This is a genomic window from Dietzia sp. CH92 (assembly GCF_032248695.1).
Taxonomy (GTDB): Bacteria; Actinomycetota; Actinomycetes; order Mycobacteriales; family Mycobacteriaceae; genus Dietzia.
Genome location: NZ_JAVHXC010000007.1, coordinates 120,984 through 138,235 on the forward strand (window position 1 = coordinate 120,984; position 17,252 = coordinate 138,235).

Here is a 17,252-nt window from a genome sequence, read left to right on the forward strand (position 1 = left end):
CGCCGCTCTCGCTGTCACAATGCCCCCGTGCCCGATTCCCTTCCTCCCGCTTCCGCCCTGCCCCCGTCGTCCGAGTCGTCCGGGGCCGAGCCGCCCGAGGCCGACGTCGCAGCACTGACCATCCCCTCGCAGAGCGCCGGCGGACCGCTCTCCACCTCCGCCGTCTACGTGGCCGCCCCCGAGGGCGATACCGGCAAGTCGACCGTCGCGCTGGGCCTGCTGAGGATCCTCGCCGGAACCGTCCAGAGGGTCGGCGTGTTCCGTCCCGTCACGGTCGCCCCGCGCCCTGTCGTCGGCGAACCCACCGAGACCGAACCGGCCCGCGACCGCATCCTGGAGATGCTGCTGCAGCACACGACCGTGGAGCTCGAGTACGAGGACTGCGTCGGCGTCACCAACATCCGCGTCCACGAGGACCGCGACGCCGCCCTGGGCGAGATCGTCGACCGGTATCACGCGGTGGCCCGCCAGTGCGACGTCGTGGTGGTCCTGGGGACCGACTACACCGGGGTCCCCAGCCCGACGGAATACGACTTCAACGCGACGATCGCGGTGAACCTGGGCGCCCCCGTCCTCCTCGTGCTCCGCGGCACCGACCGCTCCCCGGCCGAGATCGCCACCAACGCCCGCCTCACCCTCGATGAACTGCGCGCCGAGCACGCACACCCCGTCGGGGTCGTCGCCAACCGGTGCGACCCCGACGCCCTGTCCGAGATCCGGGCGGAGCTCGACACCCTCGACGTCCCCGCGTGGACCCTGCCCGCGCAGCCACTTCTCACCGCACCCACCATGGGTGAGCTCATGGAGGCGGTGGACGGCACGCTGTACTCCGGCGACCCCGCCCTGCTCGACCGCGAGGCGATGGCCGTGATGGTCGGCGGCATGACCGGGGACCGGATCCTCGAGCGGCTCGTCGACGGGATGGTGGTGATCGTGCCCGCCGACCGCACCGACGCGGTCCTGGCGATCCTCACCGCGCACGCCGCCGACGGATTCCCGTCGCTGGCCGGGATGATCTGGAACGGCGGGGTGACGCCGAACCCGGCCCTGGACAAGCTCGTCCGTGGCATGCATTCCACCCTGCCGATCGTCTGCACGCAGCACGGCACCTACGACACCGCCCGGCTGGCGGCCGAGACCCGCGGCCGCGTCTACTCCGGGTCCGGTCGCAAGGTCGAGACCGCGCTGAGCCTCATGGAGAAGTACGTCGACACGGAGGAGCTGCTCGCCCGGCTGCGCGTCGACACCCCCGACGTGATGACCCCGCAGATGTTCGAGCACCAGCTCCTCGAGCGGGCCCGCGCGGACAAGCGGCACATCGTCCTGCCCGAGGGGGACGACGACCGCATCCTCCACGCGGCCGGTCGTCTCCTGCGCCGCGACGTCGCCGACCTGACGATCCTCGGGGACCCCGAGGCGATCCGCCGTCGCGCGGACGAGCTCGGCATCGACCTCAGCGGTGCGCAGCTGCTCGACCCCCGCACGAGCGAGCACGCCGACCGGTTCGCCGAGGAGTACGCCGAGCTGCGCAAGCACAAGGGCATGACCCTCGACGTGGCCCGCGACCGCGTCCTCGACATCTCCTACTTCGCCACCATGATGGTGCACACCGGTCTCGCCGACGGCATGGTCTCCGGCGCCGCCCACACCACCGCTCACACCATCCGTCCCGCGTTGGAGATCATCCGGACCCGGCCCGATGTCGAGACGGTCTCCAGCGTCTTCCTCATGTGCCTGGCCGACCACGTCCTGGCGTTCGGCGACTGCGCGGTGGTGCCCGATCCCACCGCCGCGCAGCTCGCGGACATCGCCCTGTCGTCCGCGGAGACCGCCGCGCGGTTCGGCGTCGAGCCCCGCGTCGCGCTCCTGTCGTACTCCACCGGGGACTCGGGCTCGGGCGCCGACGTCGACAAGGTGCGTGAGGCCACCGAGCTGGTCCGCTCGCGGATCGCCGGGGCCGCGGGCCCGGACGGTGCCGACGCCGCGCCCCCGGTGGCCGGCCTCGTCGTCGACGGTCCCCTCCAGTTCGACGCCGCCGTCGACCCCACCGTCGCGGGTAAGAAGATGCCCGATTCCGAGGTCGCCGGGCGCGCCACGGTGCTGGTGTTCCCCGACCTCAACACCGGTAACAACACGTACAAGGCCGTTCAGCGGACGGCCGGCGCCGTCGCGATCGGGCCGGTCCTGCAGGGCCTGCGCAAGCCGATCAACGACCTGTCGCGTGGCGCGTTGGTCGAGGACATCGTCAACACGGTCGCCATCACGGCGGTCCAGGCGCAGGGCGCCGCCGACTCCCAGGAAGGCGACAAATGACCCGCGTGCTCGTCATCAACTCCGGCTCGTCCTCGCTCAAGCTGCAGATCCTCGACACGGCCGTCGAGGCTGAGCTGGCGTGGGCGCTGGTCGAGCGGATCGGAGAACCGGTCGGCACCCTGAGCGTGCGCCGCAGCGAGCTCACCGGATCGCCCGCCGAGGAGCGGAACGCGGAGGCCGGGTTCCCCGACCACACCGCAGCACTGGCCCGGGTTCTGGAGCTGGCCGAGGAGCTGCGCGTCCACCCCACGGATCTGGGCGTCGAGGCGATCGGTCACCGGGTGGTCCACGGCGGGCCCGCGTTCCACGAGCCGGTCGAGGTCACGCCGGAGGTGGAGGCGGACATCGAGAAGCTCGAGCTGCTCGCCCCCCTCCACAACCCGGCCAACCTGCGGGGCATCCGCGTGGCTCGCGAACTGCTGCCCGGCCTACCGCACGTCGCGGTGTTCGACACCGGCTTCTTCCACACGCTGCCCGCCGCGGCCCACACCTACGCGATCGACCGCGAGACGGCCCGGAAGTGGGACCTGCGCCGGTACGGCTTCCACGGGACCAGTCACGAGTTCGTGTCCCACCGTGTCGCGGAGCTGCTGGACCGCCCCTACGAGGATCTCGACCAGATCGTCCTGCACCTCGGTAACGGGGCGTCGGCGTCGGCGATCGCGGGCGGTCGGCCGATGGACACCTCCATGGGTCTGACGCCGCTGGAGGGCCTGGTCATGGGCACTCGACCCGGAGACCTCGACCCGGGCCTGATCATCCACCTCATCCGGGACCGGGGGATGTCACCGGAGGAGGTGTCCACGCTGCTCAACCGCGGCTCCGGGCTGGAGGGTCTGGCGGGGGCGCGTGACTTCCGTGAGCTGCTGACCCGGGTGGACGACGGCGACGAGGACGCCCTGCTCGCCTACGAGGTGGTGATCCATCGCCTACGCCGCTACATCGGCGGCTACTGGGCGGTCCTCGGCGACGTCGCCGCGATCACGTTCACCGCCGGGGTGGGGGAGAACGTCGCGCGCCTGCGGGCCGACGCGTTGGCCACCATGCGCGGCTGGGGCGTCGAGATCGACAGCGAGGCCAACGAGAACGGCACCGGCGAGCGGGTCATCTCCACGCCGGAGAGCCGGGTCGCGGTGCTCGTGGTGCCCACGGACGAGGAGCTGGCGATCGCGCGGGCCTGCGACGAGGTGCTGGGGTTGAGCTGATCGGTCGACGTGACCGGTCGGCGTGAACGTTCGGGAAGGCGGGGCCGAGACCGATAACCCCGACCACCTGTCATAAAGACTGTCTTAGATATAGGGTTCGGTAGATCCCGGGAACCGACCCCGGGCGTGACGAAGCCGGACCATGCCCCACGCCTCAACCACCACTGCGGTCACCCTGCCCGCACAGGCCACGACCCGTCATCGCGGTCTCGTGCCTCTCGTCCTGGCCGCGATCATCACCCTCGTACTCGGCGGGGCGGCAGTCTCACGGGCCGTGTCCGCGCCGGCCCTGGACGCTCACTCGGATCTGCAGTTCTCGCTGGACGGGGCCACGTGGGCGGACGCTCCCCAGCTCGTCCTGGGGATGTGGGGCTGCGACGTCGGGTCCGGGGCCCCGGGCCCCGGTGGGTCGACCTCCGGTATCCCCGGGGTCGACCCGTGCGCGATGAACCCGGGCGAGGCCATCGACCGCACCTATTACGTCCGGAACACCACCGACTCCGGCCGGACCGGCCGGTACGAGGTGGGCGTCGGCGACTTCGTGGTGTCCGATAACGCGCAGTTCGCGGTGGGGTCGACCATCACCGGGGCACGGGCCTCCGACTCCGGGTCCGTGATGCTCTACGGCGCGGGAACGGGGTGGGGCGGGGATTCGCCTGCGCGTGGGGCCGCCGTGGCCGCCCTCGACCTGGCGCCGGGCGAGACGGCGAGGGTGGTGGACGAGGTGTCCGTGCCCCGCGACGTCACCGGCCTCGCCCAGCGGCAGAGCGTGAGCCCCAGGATCTGGGTGTCGTTCTCCGACATCGCGGACGCCGACCGCGACGGCGACGGGCTGCCCGACACCGTGGAGGCCGAGCTCGGCACGGATCCCGACGACCCGCTCAACCGGTTGCCCTCCGCCACCACCGGCCGCACGTACGGACCGGTCGCGGTCCTGCCGACCCCACCGGCCGGGGCGGTCCTCTCGGTGGATCCGGCCACACTCCCGCCCGGGATGCGGATCAGCGAGGGGGCGCTGAACGGGACGCCCTCGCGGGCCGGGACGTACGACCTGGGGTTCACCGTCACCATGCCCGGCGGCGCCACCTATTCCCCGGTGCGCCGGGTGGTGGTCGACCCCGCCCCCGGAGGCGGCTCCACGGACCTGCCGGACCTCGCGTGGCCGATCCTCGTGGGAGGCCTGATCGGCGTGGTGGTCGGGATCGCGGGCCCCGACCTCGGTTCTCTGGCGGGCTCCCTCGACGGGGCCCTGACGGGGTCCACGGCCGGCTCCGGGACGGGCTCGACGGCCGCGACGGGCTCGGCCTCCGCGACCGGCGTCCCCGCGACGGCAACTCCGTCGGTCCCCGGCCGTCCGCGTCCCGGCGGGCAGGATGACGCGGCCGACGCCGTAACCGGTGCCGATACCGGCCGGGTGGACGGACGGGCGCTCACCCACCGGGAGGGCGCACCCTCTGACGAGTGGATCCGGGCGAACTCCGAGGTCCGCGGACCGCTGGCGACGACCGGCGTGGAGGCGGCCGAGCTCGTCCTGTGGGCTCTCACCGCGGCCGCGGCCGGCGCGACGCTCATCCTGTTCGCCCGGCGGCGCCACCGTGACCACGACGAGGGCGACACCTCGCCGGACCACGTCGGCTGAACGAGCCCGGCACCACCCGGTCGGACCGCAGCGGATGCTCGAGCCCGGTGCCCGCCTCAGAACAGGGTGCGTGGCCGGATGCTGTTGGCCTGGTCGACCAGCCGGAATCGCTGGGCCCGTGTCTCGGTGGACCGGGCGAGGGTGCGCAGGACGGTCTCGGCGCCCGAGCGGAGGCCGAACTCGGTGAACGGCACGCCCCGCATGAGCGGGGACGGGGAGGGCTCGTTGCCCGGCAGCTGGATCCACGCGAGGGCGGTGGTGAGGACGGTGAGCCGGATCTGGAAGGCGCGGTGTTCGCCGGCGGACAGGTTGGTCACCCGCCGTGCGGCTTCCCGCAGGTGCGACTCCTCGGTCTCTTCCAGGGGGCGCCCCTGGCACAGCAGGAGGATCGCGGTGAGGTTGGCCAGCGAGGAGTAGCGGGAGTTGGGCGGGACGCGGTCGAGTTCCTCGATGGCGGCCGTGACCTCACCGCGCCGCTGGAGCTGACGGGCCAGGCCGAAGGCGGAACTGATCACGGAGCGGTCGACCGACCACACTGTGCGGTAGAAGTGTTCGCTCGAGCGGGCCCAGCGGGCGCGGTCGCGCTCGGGGCACACGTCGAGGATGAGTTCGGCGGTGGCGGCGAGGGCCAGTTTGGGGCCGTTCTCGCCGGGCATGGCCGAGAGCACCTGCTGGAACTTCGGGTAGGCGCCGACGGGGTCGCCCTTGAGCAGCGCGACGATCCCGTCGTACCAGACGAGTCGCCATTCGGCGCGTCGTCGGTGGGCGTTCTCGTCGAGGAGTGCCTCGGCGGCGGCGAGGTCTCCGCTCTCGAGGTAGGCGCGGGCCAGGGACATGATGACGCCGACGCTCTCGTGCGCCTCGGACTCGGTGTCCGAGTACAGCTCCTTGAGCGTGTCGATGCGCTGCTCGACCGAGGTGTAGGAGGTGGCGGCGAGGATACGGCTGGCCGGGTCGGAGGACTCCATGAGCGGCACGGGGAGCGCGTCGACGAGCTCGGCGCCGGTGAGCGTGGTGTCGCGGGCGCGGCCGTCGACGAGGAAGTCGGTCGGCTCGACGGTGAACAGGGTGCCGAACGTGGACCGCTGCGGGGAGAACACGGACGAGAACGCCGGGTGGGGTACGCCCGTCCTCAGGGCCAGCACCTCGCGGAGGACGCCCATGAGCTGGTTGGCCATCCCGGTCGCGCTCCGGAACCGCATGTCGGGGTCCTCGTGCGTGGAGCGCAGGAGGAACCGGTAGAGCGAGTCGTACCGGCTGAACACCGGCTCCTCCATGGGGGAGGGGATCCCGTCGGCGTAGCGTCCGTCGACCACGGGCAGTCGGACGATGAGCGAGGCCAACGTCCGGCCGACGGTGTACAGGTCGGAGTAGACGGTCGGGCCGGTCTCGGGGATCTCCGGAGCCTGGAAGCCGGGGGTGCCGTAGATGTGCCCGAAGTCGCCGACTCCGGACACGGCTCCCATGTCGATCAGCTTCACGTGGTCCTCGGTGAGCATGATGTTCTCGGGCTTGAGGTCGTTGTAGACCAGCCCCACGGAGTGCAGGTACGACAGCGCCTGGAGGACCTCGAGGACGTACGCGATGGCCTTCTCGACCGGCAGGACGCGGCCGGGGGCGGCGCGCCGGACGTCGCGCAGGCTGGGGCCGCCGACGTATTCCATGACGATGTACCCGCCGTGGGTGGGCGAGGTGGCCCAGTCGTCGTGGATGAAGTTGTAGATTCGCACGATCGAGGGGTGCGACAGCTCGGCGAGGATCTCCCGCTCGGCGACCGCGACCTCCTGCGCCTCGGCCTGGTCGGCGTGCAGCAGGCCCTTGAGGACCACCCAGCGGTCGGAGACGTTGTGGTCCACGGCGAGGTAGACCCAGCCCATGCCGCCGTGGGCGAGCGCGCCGCGGACCTCGTACTGGTCGGCGACGATGTCGCCGGGTCGCAGCTCCGGCCGGGGGAGGCGGCCGTTCGAGGCCTCACACTCGGCCTCGATCTCTTCCGGCGAGAGCATCGCGGAGGTGGGGTCGATCGGGATGATGTACGGCAGGTCGACGAGGCCCTCGGCGGCCTGACTCGGTCGGTCCTCGGGCTTCGTCGGGTGACGCAGGCGGAACGGTGCGGAGGTGGAGCGTTCCCCCGTGGCCGTCGCGGTCCGACCGGACGGCCGCGCCCCGGGAACGGACTCGGTGCGTGATTCGGGATCGGGTCCCGGCCGGTCGACGGCGTGGGTGCCCGGGCCGGCGTCGGGATCCGTGTCGGCGAGGAACCCGGTCATGGACACCGCGCCGGTGGCCGCGACGGCCCCGGTCTCGGCCAGGCCCCCGGTTGCGGCCATCCCGCCGGTGGCCTGCACGCCCCCGGTCGCGGCTGCCCCCGTCTCGGCGGCCCCTGTCGCCGCCGCGCCTGTCGCGGCCGCGCCGGTGTCCGCCGCCCCCGTGACCGTGGCGGCCTGGGTCACCGCGACCGCCTCGGTCCGCATCGTGGCCTGGGTGCCGACGGTGGGTTCGCCGTCTTCGAGAGGGCCGTCGCCCCTGCGGTAGCTCATCGGGGCTCCTCGATGTACCTCGGCTCCGGCATCCCGGGGTTCGGCCCCAGCCCGGACAGCCACGTGGAGTACATGCGGTTCCACGTGCCGTCGGATCGGATCCGCTCGAGGGTCGAGTTCACCTGCCGGACGAGCCCGTCCGTGTTGTGCTGGGGGGTCGACTTGGCGATGCCGACCCCGTACGGCTCGGCGTCGAGCTGGGGGCCGACGATCTGCAGGTACGGGTCCTGCGCGGTGATGCCCACGAGGATGGCGTCGTCGGTCGTGATGGCGTCCACCTGGTTCTGTTGGATGGCGACCAGGCAGTCAGCCCACGTGTTGACCGACAGCACGGTGATCCGCTCCAACTCCGCCCACAGGCGCGACGCCGACGTGGTCCCCGCCGCCACGCATACCCGCCGGCCCTCGAGGTGTCCGATCTCCGTGATGCCCGACCCCCGCACGGTGAGCACGCGCTGGTAGGCCCGGTAGTAGGGGACCGAGAAGGTGACCCGCTCGCGCCGGGCGCACGTGATGGACATCGAGCGGATCACCACGTCCACCTGGTCGCTCTCCAGCGCCTGGAGCCGGTTCGCCGAGGTCAGGGACCGGAATTCCACCTGGCGTGGGTCGCCGAAGATGTCCGTGGCGATCTCCCGGGCCAGGTCCACGTCGAAGCCGGTGAGCTGGCCGCTGGCGGGGTCGCGGAAGGAGAACAGGTTGGAGCCCTGGTCGAGTCCGACGATCAGCCGGCCCCGCTGCAGGATCCGTGGCACTCGCTCCTCGGGCGGGGCGTCGTCGGGGCGGAGGCTGGGCAGGGGGTCGCAGTTCTCGTCCTCCTCGCGCGGCAGGTTGACGGGGACGTCGGTGCTGACCACCGCGCCGGCGGGCAGTGGCATGACGGCCTCGACCTCCGGGATCCCCGCCCCCACGGATTCGGCGAACCCGGCCGCGGTGTCCTGTTCCGGCCCGCCCACGCCGGGACGCACCTCGCCGTCGTCGACCCCACACGCGGTGCCGAACGCCAGGGCGGCCACCAGGACGGCCCCCAGCCCCACTCGCCCGATCCGGCCCCCGCGCCCGCCCCGCGCCCTCACAGGTACTCCCTGATCCTGGGCGCGATCCCCACGATCACCGCGAACGCGGCGAGCGTCGACAGCGCGATGATGAGGTCCGGGCCGCTGGAGGAGGTGCGGCGGGCGTTGTCGATGCGGGTGCGCAGGGTGTCGCGCGCCTCGTCGATGGCGGCCTGCATGGACTCGTCGAACTCGTCGAACGCGGCCCCCGAGTCGCCCGCGTCCTGCCCGGACGAGATCTCGATGGCGCCCTGGTAGTCACCCTGCTGGTACAGCGAATCGGCCCGGTTCTGGGCGGCCATCCACTGGTCGAGGGCCGAGATCGCGTCGGTCACCGCGCCGTGCGAGTCCAGGGTGATGTCGCTGCCCGTCTCCTCCTCGTCGTCGAGGTAGACGGTGAGGGTGTCGCGGACGCCGCCGAGGGTCGCCGCGCGTTCGGCGGCCGAGCCCTCGGGGTCGGTACGGCGCACGAGGTTGAGCGTCTCCTGGGCGCGCACCTTCTGGGCGTTGATGCGCTGACGGGTGAGCTCGTTCATCGGCGCCGCGCCCTCGGACAGGCCCTTGGCGTTGTCGTTGGCGGCGAGGAACCCGGCGATCATCGTGAGCAGGAACGTGGCCACCATGAGCAGCGACGCCACGCCGAGCGCGGGGTTGATGCGTCGCCCGGTGAGGCGCCACAGCCACTGCTGCAGCAGCACCAGCACCGCGATCGCCAGGCCGAGCAGGAAGAACGAGCCCCAGGGAGGCGACGACCACTCGCGGTCCGACTGGCCCACGGACGTGGACTGGCGGTCGTACAGGTCGGCGGCCGCGGGCAGGATGGTGTCCTGCATGAGCGTCGACGCCGACGCGAGATACGCCGAGCCGACCGGGTTGGCGACGCGGTTGTTGGTGCGCGCGGTCTCCACGAGGCCGGTGTAGGTGGCCAACTGCGCGTTGATGTGGGCGAGCTGGTCGATGGACTCGGTGTCGGCGCGGTCGAGGCCCTGGGCCGCGGCGATGATCGACGACGACGAGTCGGCGATCGCCTGCAGGTAGCGTTCGCGCAGCTCGGCGGGTTCGATCCCACCGGTGATGAAGGCGGTGTTCGCGGCGGAGTCGGCGATGGTGAGGGAGCTGTACAGCGTCTGCGAGGCGTTGGCGACGGGCTCGACCTCGGCGAGCAGGGTCTCGTGGTAGCTCTGCCGCTGGGTGATCGTGGAGGAGGCCACGATCCCGCCCGCCAGCACCGTGACCAGGGCCAGCAGCGCGAACACCGACATCCGGCCCGGGGTGGTGAGGACGTCGCTCCAGAAGCGGGCGGCGCGGCGGCGCACGGGATGGCGGGGGGCGAGCGCCGCGCCGGCGTCACCGGACCCGGCGGTCCCACCGGACCGACCCGAGCCGCCGCCACGACCCCGGCGGCCGGCGCCGCGACCGTCACCGCGGCCGCCGAGGGCGCCGGAGGTCGTCGCCGAACCGGGCGTCGACCCGGGCGTGGGTGTGGACGCGCTGGCGGTCGAGTCGGAGGCCCCCGGAGGGCCGCCCCGCGAGAGGGCTCGGGCGCGCATCGCGTGGCTCACCTCCCCGGTCCTGACCCGCCGAGCCGACGCACACGGCGGGAGTGTGTCCCAGGTTAGTGAAGTGACGGCGCGGAGTCGGGCAGACTGGTCGACGAGGACTCGAGGTCCCGCCCGATCCGGGGGTGGGCGGTGTCCGTGGAGGTGGAGGACCAGTGGCGGCGAGCGAGGGTGACGGCAACGGCTGGGTGGTGTCCGCGGGCGGTGATCGCCGGTGGGGGCGGTTCGGCGCCGCCGGGCTGCTCCTGCGCGCCGCCGACCCCTCCGACCCCGACACCCCGCTGGTGTTGCTGCAGCATCGCGCGGTGTGGACCGCCTCCGGGGACACGTGGGCCCTTCCGGGCGGCGCGCGCGACTCCTACGAGGACGCGCCCGGCGCGGCGCTACGCGAGACCGAGGAGGAGGCCGAGATCCGGCCCGCCGACGTCGTGGTGCGCGCCGAGGTCGTGACCTCCCGCATGCCCGGCACGGTGTGGCACCGCCCGGGCCTGGACATGCGGCACGCCGCCGAGATGCTGCGGCGGCTGCGGCCCGACCAGAGGCACGACGAGGAACTCGACGAGTCCGGCCCCGGGGGCGCCGACGACTCCGCGGCCGACGCGGTCTCCGGTGCCGTCCGCCGCCCCCGCGTCCTGCCGCCGCTCGTGCAGGAGTCGACCGACGCGGTGGAGTGGACGTACACCACCGTGATCGCCGACGCGCCGCGCCCGCTGGAGACGGTGCCGAACAACGAGAGCCTCGAGCTGCGGTGGGTGCCGGAGACGCGCGTGGCCGAGCTGCCCCTGATGCCGGCGTTCGCCCAGGCGTGGGCCAACGGGCTGCGCTCGGAGCCGGTCGAGCTGGTGGTGGACGTGGCCAACGTGCTCGGTTCCCGCCCCGACGGCTGGTGGCGGGACCGGGCCGGCGCGACCGGGCGACTGCTCGACGAGCTGGGCGCCGGTATGCCCCGCACCCTCGAGCTGCCCGCCGCGGACTCCGCGCCCCCCGCGGCCGCGTTCGGCTGGGTGGCCCGCGCGCACGCCGTGATCGAGGGCGCCGCCCGCGCCGCCGAGCACTCGGGCCCGTTCGAGGTGCACCGCGCGCCGGGGTCCGGGGACGACGCGATCGTCGAGCTGGCCACCGAGCTGGATGGCGGGCCGCGACGGGTGGTGGTGGTCACGGCCGACCGGGGACTGCGGGACAGGCTGCCGGGGAACGTCCTCGTCGTCGGGCCCCGGACCCTCCTCGGGTAACCCGCCAGGCCCCGCCGCGCGCCCCGCGCGCCACCCCGCCCACCGAACCGGTGCCGCCCACCCGCCGCGCGGGTGCACACTGGTGCGCATGACCGCATCCGCCCGCACACCCGAGCTCGTCCTGGGCCCGCTGCTCCGGTACGTCGACAGCACCGACGCGACGGTGTGGATCGAGGTCTCCGCCCCCTGCGAGGTTACGATCCGCGCCGGCGACGAGGTGGCCACCGAGCGGACGTGGGGCGTGTACGGCCACCACTTCGCGGTGCTGCACCTGTGCCACCTGCACGAGGGCGAGGAGACCCCGTACAGCGTGGAGCTCGACGGGGTGCCGGTGTGGCCGGTCGACGCGGGCCGGCCCAGCGTGATCTGCACCCCGTGCGCGGACGACACGGTGCGGTTGGCGTTCGGGTCGTGCCGTCGCGGCGAGAGCCAGACGCCGGAGGCGCTCCGCGAGATCGGGGCGGACGCGCTGGTCGCGCTGTCGCACCGGATGGCGTACACGCCGCGGACCGAGTGGCCGGACGCGATGCTGCTGCTGGGCGACCAGGTGTACGCGGACATCCCCAGTCGCGAGATCTCCGAGCGGCTCGCCGAACGCCGCGACGCGGGGCAGGGCCCCCAGTCGGTGCGGGACTCCGCCGGCGCGGGCGGTGACCGGGACGTCTCGGACGAGATCTGCGACTTCGAGGAGTACTCCTGGCTGTACCACGAGTCGTGGCGGGACCCGGACGTGCGCTGGCTGCTGTCGACCGTGCCGAGCTGCATGATCCTCGACGACCACGACCTGCGCGACGACTGGAACTCCTCGTACTCCTGGCGCCGCGAGATGACCGCCCAGCCGTGGTGGCGCGACCGGGTGATCGGCGCGTTCTCCAGCTACTTCGTCTACCAGCACCTGGGCAACCTCGCGCCCGACGAGCTCGAGGCGAACGAGACCTACCAGGGGCTGCGCCGCGCCTCCTCGGACGCCGAGCGCGAGCGCCTGCTGGAGGACTTCGCCCTGTCCGCCGACGCCGAGCGCGGGGCCGTCCAGTGGAGCTTCAAGCGCGATTTCGGGCGGGTGCGGGTGGTCATGCTCGACGTGCGGGCGTCGCGGCACCTCGATCCCGACGACCGGCGGGTGATGGACGCCGAGGAGTGGGCGTGGACGCGCGACGCGTGCCTGGACGCGGAGGTGGACCACCTCGTGATCGGCTCGTCGCTGCCCGCGTTCATGCTGCCGGCGCTGCACCACGTGGAGGGGTGGAACGAGGCGGTGGCGCGGCACCGCCCCGACATGCCGGTGACCGCGCGACTCGGGGAGTGGACGCGCCGCGCCGTGGACCTGGAGCACTGGGGCGCGTTCCGCAACAGCTTCGACGACCTGGTGGGGTTGCTCACCGAGGTCGCGGCGGGGGACGGGCGGTCGGTGCCGGCGTCGATCCTGCTGCTCGGCGGGGACGTGCACTGCTCCTACATCGAGGAGGTCGAGCTCACCGCCGACCGGGTGGCGGGCTCGCCGACGCGGGTGCACCAGCTGGTGATGTCGCCGTTCCGCAATCCTCTACAGAAGTCGATCAGGGCGGTGAACCGGCTGTCGGTGCGGGAGCCGGTGCCGGCGTTGACGCGACGCCTCGCGCGCGCGGTGGGCGTGCGCGACCCGGAGGTGCGCTGGCGGGTGTCCGACGGCGTGTGGTTCGACAACGGCGTGATGACCCTGGTGCTGCGCGGCCGCCGCGCGATGGTGCAGGTCGACCACGCGCGTGTCGAGTGGCCGGCGTGGGGGCTGGGCAAGGCGCTCGCCCTGGTGCCGGGGCTGGCGCCCGCGACGTGGGGGAGGCGGTCCGGGGACGACGGCGGCCGCGACGCGCAGCGGCCGGGTCGGGGAGGGGGACGACGACGAGGTGGGGATTCGCTGGAGCGTAAACCCCGTCAGGTGTTGCGAAGGACCCTGACCAGGCAGTTGACGGACGTGGGCCCGCCGGGCGCCGGGGCGGCCGCGCGGCCGCGGGAGCAGGCCGCGGGGCCGGCGGGATCGGTCGTCTAGGGCGGGGCCGCGGTCGGTCAGCGCGCAGCGGAGGCCGCGGTCAGCTCAGCGCCGAGCGGAGGCCGCGGGCGGCGGCGGTCGGGTCGTCCGCGTCGGTGATCGCCCGGACCACCACCACCCGGCCGGCTCCCGCGGCGAGCACCTCGGGCAGGGTCGTGGCGTCGATCCCGCCGATCGCGAACCACGGCGTCGTCGCCCCCAGTTGCGCGGCGTGGCGTACCAGGTCGAGGCCCGGCGCGTGGCGGCCGGGCTTGGTCGGGGTGGGCCACACCGGGCCGGTGCAGAAGTAGTCGACCAGCGGATCCGCGGCGGCGACGTCGACCTCCCCCGGGGCGTGGCACGAGATGCCCAGGATCATCTCGTCCCCGATGATCCGTCGCGCCCACTCCTCGGGCAGGTCGTCCTGGCCGATGTGCAGCACGTCGGCCCCGGAGGCCACGGCGACGTCGGCGCGGTCGTTGACCGCGAGCAGCGCACCGCGGGCGTCGCACACCTCACGCATCACCGCGAGCGCGCGCAGTTCGGGCCCGGCCTCCAGGGGCCCGAGGTCGCGGTGACCGGGGGAGTTCTTGTCCCGCAGTTGGACGATGTCCACGCCGCCGGCCAGAGCCGCGGTGACGTCGCGGCGCAGGGCGGGGAACTCGCCCGTCCAGCCCTCGTCGCGGGCGGCGTCGTCGAGGTGCCGGCGCGCGTCGATACACAGGTAGAGGCGGGCGTCGGCGAGGCGGGCACGGAGGCGGTCGGCGCGGGCGGTCATGTGCTCAACCGTAGGGGACGGCCCGACTAGGCTGGTCGGCATGACCGTCGACCCCTCCCCGTCCGCCGCTCGTGCCGGGGTGGGACGGGTCGCGGTGGTCGGCGGCTCGGTGATCGGGCTGGCCTGCGCGTGGGCGGTCGCGCGCTCCGGTCTCGCCGACGAGGTCGTGGTCCACGAGCCCGACGACTCCGGCCCCGAGGGCGTGCCCACCGCGGGTGCGGCGTGGGTCGCCGGCGGGATGCTCGCGCCGTTCAGCGAGGCGTGGCCGGGCGAGGAGTCGGTGTTCGCGCTGGGGGTGGACTCGCTGCGGCGGTGGCCCGGGTTCCTCGACGCGCTCGCCCCGCACGTCCCGCCCGGCCCGCCCGTGCGCACGGCCGGGCACACGCACATGCTGGCCGTCGACGAGGCCGACGCCCGTGACCTCGACATGGCCATGGAGTGGGCGGCCCGCCAGCCCGACCCCACCGGCGCCACCGGCGGCGTCACCGAGGCCGACCTGCGTCGCGTCACCCGCCGCGAACTGCGCGCGGCCGAACCGTCCCTGGCCCGGGTCGCCCGCGTGGCCTACCGGATGGACTCCGAGGGCGCGGTCGACAACCGCGTCCTGCTCGCCTCCCTCGCCCGGGCCTGCCGGGCGGAGGGCGTGACGTGGGTGCGGGGCGCCGTGGGGGTTCTCGACGACGTCGACGCCGACCGCGTCGTCCTGGCGGCCGGCACGGGCTCCGCCGAACTGGCGGGCCTGCCCGTGCGCCCGGTCAAGGGCGAGGTGCTGCGACTGCGGTCCCGACCCGGCTGCGAGGACCCGCCGCGGGGGGTGGTGCGGGCGTTCGTCCGCGGCCGGCCGTTGTACCTGGTCCCGCGCGAGGGCGGGCTCGTCGTGGGCGCCACCCAGTACGAACACGGGGACGACCGGAAGGTCACCGTCGCGGGCGTGCGGGATCTGCTCGCGGACGCCGAGACGATCTTCCCCGGCGTGGGGGAGTACGAGCTGGCGGAGATGATCGCCGGGTTGCGGCCGATGTCCCCGGACAACCTGCCGGTCCTCGGCCCCGACCCCGCCGATCCGCGCCTCGTCCACGCCACCGGGCACGGCCGCAACGGCATCGCCCTGACCCCGGTGACCGTCGCGACCGTCGTGGCGGCCCTGTCCGGCGGAGCGGTCCCGGCGGCGGCGCGCGTCGCCACGCCCGCCCGCTTCGCCCGCCCCTGACCCGGGCCGTGCGCGGCGGCTACGGTGGGTGCCGTACGTCACGACTTCCTGCAGGAGGCCCCATGATCGTCACCGTGAACGGTGAGGACCGCACTCTGGCCGACGGTGCGACCGTCCGCGCGCTGGTCACCGAGCTCGACCTGCCCGACGAGGGCGTCGCGATCGCCGTCGACGGCGTGGTGGTGCCCAGTTCGGGGTGGGACGACGCCGCGCTCGGTGCGGGTGCGGAGATCGACGTCCTCACGGCGGTCCAGGGTGGCTGATGTCTCCGCGGTGCTGGACTCGCCGCTGGTCATCGCCGGTGAGGAGATCGGTTCCCGACTCATCACGGGCACGGGCGGCGCCGGCAACCAGGAGGTCCTGCGCGAGGCCCTGATCGCGTCGGGCACGGCCCTGACCACCGTGTCGATCCGCAAGGTCGACCTGCGGCTCGGCTCGGACGGCCTCGGGCTGCTCGGGCTGCTGCGCGAACTCGGGATCCGGCCCCTGCCCAACACGGCCGGCTGCCGGGGCGCCGCCGAGGCCGTGAAGACGGCCCGCCTCGCCCGCGAGGCCCTCGGGACGAACTGGGTCAAGCTCGAGGTGATCGCCGACGAGCGCACGCTCCTGCCCGACGCTGTGGAACTCGTCGAGGCGGCCGAGGACCTGGTCGACGACGGGTTCGTGGTGCTGCCCTACACGACCGACGACCCCGTGCTGGCCCGCCGCCTGGAGGACGTCGGCTGCGCGGCGGTCATGCCCCTGGGCGCGCCTATCGGGACCGGGCTCGGGATCTGCAACCCCCACAACCTGGAGATGATCGTCGAGCGGGCCGGTGTGCCGGTGATCTGCGACGCCGGGATCGGCACCGCCTCCGACGCCGCGTTGGCCATGGAACTGGGCTGCGACGGGGTCCTGCTGGCCACCGCCGTCACGCGCGCCGAGAACCCGCCGCTCATGGCGGCCGCGATGCGCGAGGCCGTCCGCGCCGGGCACGCCGCCCGCGTCGCCGGTCGCATCCCCAAGCGGTTCTGGGCCCAGGCCTCGAGCCCGCCGATCGACTGATCAGTCCTCGTCAGTCCTCGGCGCGCGGTACCCGCCGGATCTCCACCCCGCCCATCAGCGCCAGGCCCGTGATCCGCACGACCGGCGCGCCGGGCGGGGCCTGACGGACCGGGCGGGAATCGGACTTCCAGGGGCCGACCTCCTCGGCGAAGGCGCCCATGACGCCGATCCCGTCGATCTCGACGTGGACGTCGTCGGGCACGAGGATCTCGATCCCGCCCATGATCGCGAACGCCCGGATCACGCTCTCGTGGGACTGCAGGGCCGCACGCCGCAGGTCGATCTGGACCCCGCCCATGAGCGCCAGCGCGGTGTGCTCGGCGGGCAGGGTCCAGTTCCCGCGGCGTTCGACCCCGCTCATCAGCGCGATCGAGGTCGACGGCCCGTCGCCCCCGGTCACCCGTCGCGCCGGTGCCCGCTCGGCGTGGATCTCCAACGCGGACTCGAGCTCCCGCCGGGCGAGCGGGAGGTCGTGCGTCAGCTCGATCAACTCGTGCCGGAACCGGGCGCCGTACGCGGCGGCGGTCCGCTCGTCGAACTCGGCGAGCGTCAACCGGCCCTCCGTGTACGACTCCTGTAGCGCCCTCGCGGTGGCCTCGCGCTCGGCATCCGAGGCGCGGACCGAGGGCGTCGGGCGCTGTGGATCGGGCGTCGGGTCGTCCATGGTCACGA

The 17,252-nt window shown here is 73.6% G+C and carries 13 protein-coding genes; 8 read left to right on the forward strand and 5 right to left on the reverse strand.

The annotated features are described in order from the left end of the window. Nucleotides 1-27 precede the first annotated feature (27 nt). From pta to RWK90_RS14540, 3 genes are all read left to right on the forward strand, one after another. Nucleotides 28-2,313: a phosphate acetyltransferase gene (gene pta / locus RWK90_RS14530; protein WP_314038330.1), complete on the forward strand. Its 2,286-nt coding sequence runs from the start codon at nt 28-30 to the stop codon at nt 2,311-2,313. Then, nucleotides 2,310-3,518 (forward strand): acetate kinase, encoded by a 1,209-nt coding sequence (locus RWK90_RS14535; protein WP_314038331.1) that lies wholly within the window; start codon nt 2,310-2,312, stop codon nt 3,516-3,518. The genes pta and RWK90_RS14535 overlap by 4 nt, the downstream gene beginning before the upstream one ends. A 142-nt stretch (nt 3,519-3,660) precedes the next feature. Continuing rightward, nucleotides 3,661-5,157, forward strand: a complete 1,497-nt coding sequence (locus RWK90_RS14540; protein ID WP_314038332.1) for a thrombospondin type 3 repeat-containing protein — start codon at nt 3,661-3,663, stop codon at nt 5,155-5,157. Between the two features lie 56 nt (nt 5,158-5,213). Here the strand turns inward: RWK90_RS14540 and RWK90_RS14545 are convergent, their stop codons facing one another. Genes RWK90_RS14545 through RWK90_RS14555 form a run of 3 tightly spaced genes read right to left on the reverse strand, consistent with a single transcriptional unit; the run spans nt 5,214 to nt 10,302 of the window. After that, complete coding sequence (locus tag RWK90_RS14545) at nt 5,214-7,697, reverse strand: tetratricopeptide repeat protein (protein ID WP_314038333.1); 2,484 nt, start codon at nt 7,695-7,697, stop codon at nt 5,214-5,216. Continuing rightward, the gene (locus tag RWK90_RS14550) at nt 7,694-8,734 is read right to left on the reverse strand and encodes a glutamate ABC transporter substrate-binding protein (RefSeq protein WP_314038334.1); all 1,041 of its coding nucleotides are present in this window, start codon (nt 8,732-8,734) and stop codon (nt 7,694-7,696) included. The genes RWK90_RS14545 and RWK90_RS14550 overlap by 4 nt, the downstream gene beginning before the upstream one ends. A gap of 35 nt (nt 8,735-8,769) precedes the next feature. Continuing rightward, entirely contained in the window at nt 8,770-10,302 is a 1,533-nt protein-coding gene (locus RWK90_RS14555; protein WP_314038335.1) for a hypothetical protein, read from the reverse strand. A 164-nt stretch (nt 10,303-10,466) separates the two neighbouring features. Here RWK90_RS14555 and RWK90_RS14560 point away from each other — a divergent pair, with 164 nt between their 5' ends. Together RWK90_RS14560 and RWK90_RS14565 are read left to right on the forward strand one after the other, a co-directional pair. Further along, nucleotides 10,467-11,543, forward strand: coding sequence for an NUDIX domain-containing protein (locus RWK90_RS14560; RefSeq protein WP_314038336.1), 1,077 nt, complete (start codon nt 10,467-10,469; stop codon nt 11,541-11,543). 88 nt (nt 11,544-11,631) lie between these two features. Continuing rightward, the gene (locus tag RWK90_RS14565; RefSeq protein WP_314038337.1) at nt 11,632-13,569 is read left to right on the forward strand and encodes an alkaline phosphatase D family protein; all 1,938 of its coding nucleotides are present in this window, start codon (nt 11,632-11,634) and stop codon (nt 13,567-13,569) included. A 40-nt stretch (nt 13,570-13,609) separates the two neighbouring features. Here RWK90_RS14565 and thiE read toward each other — a convergent pair whose 3' ends face one another. Further along, on the reverse strand, nt 13,610-14,326 hold the full coding sequence (gene thiE, locus RWK90_RS14570; RefSeq protein ID WP_314038338.1) for a thiamine phosphate synthase: 717 nt from the start codon (nt 14,324-14,326) through the stop codon (nt 13,610-13,612). Nucleotides 14,327-14,366: 40 nt separating this feature from the next. Here thiE and thiO point away from each other — a divergent pair, with 40 nt between their 5' ends. From thiO to RWK90_RS14585, 3 genes are all read left to right on the forward strand, one after another. Further along, complete coding sequence (thiO, locus tag RWK90_RS14575) at nt 14,367-15,536, forward strand: glycine oxidase ThiO (RefSeq protein WP_314038339.1); 1,170 nt, start codon at nt 14,367-14,369, stop codon at nt 15,534-15,536. Between the two features lie 62 nt (nt 15,537-15,598). Then, a complete protein-coding gene (gene thiS / locus RWK90_RS14580) occupies nt 15,599-15,799 on the forward strand; it encodes a sulfur carrier protein ThiS (RefSeq protein WP_043566308.1) in 201 nt (66 codons plus the stop codon). Then, nucleotides 15,792-16,580: a thiazole synthase gene (locus tag RWK90_RS14585; protein ID WP_314038340.1), complete on the forward strand. Its 789-nt coding sequence runs from the start codon at nt 15,792-15,794 to the stop codon at nt 16,578-16,580. Before thiS ends, RWK90_RS14585 begins: the two co-directional genes overlap by 8 nt. A 10-nt stretch (nt 16,581-16,590) precedes the next feature. Here RWK90_RS14585 and RWK90_RS14590 read toward each other — a convergent pair whose 3' ends face one another. Next, nucleotides 16,591-17,244, reverse strand: coding sequence for a DUF1707 domain-containing protein (locus RWK90_RS14590; RefSeq protein ID WP_314038341.1), 654 nt, complete (start codon nt 17,242-17,244; stop codon nt 16,591-16,593). Nucleotides 17,245-17,252: the final 8 nt, after the last annotated feature.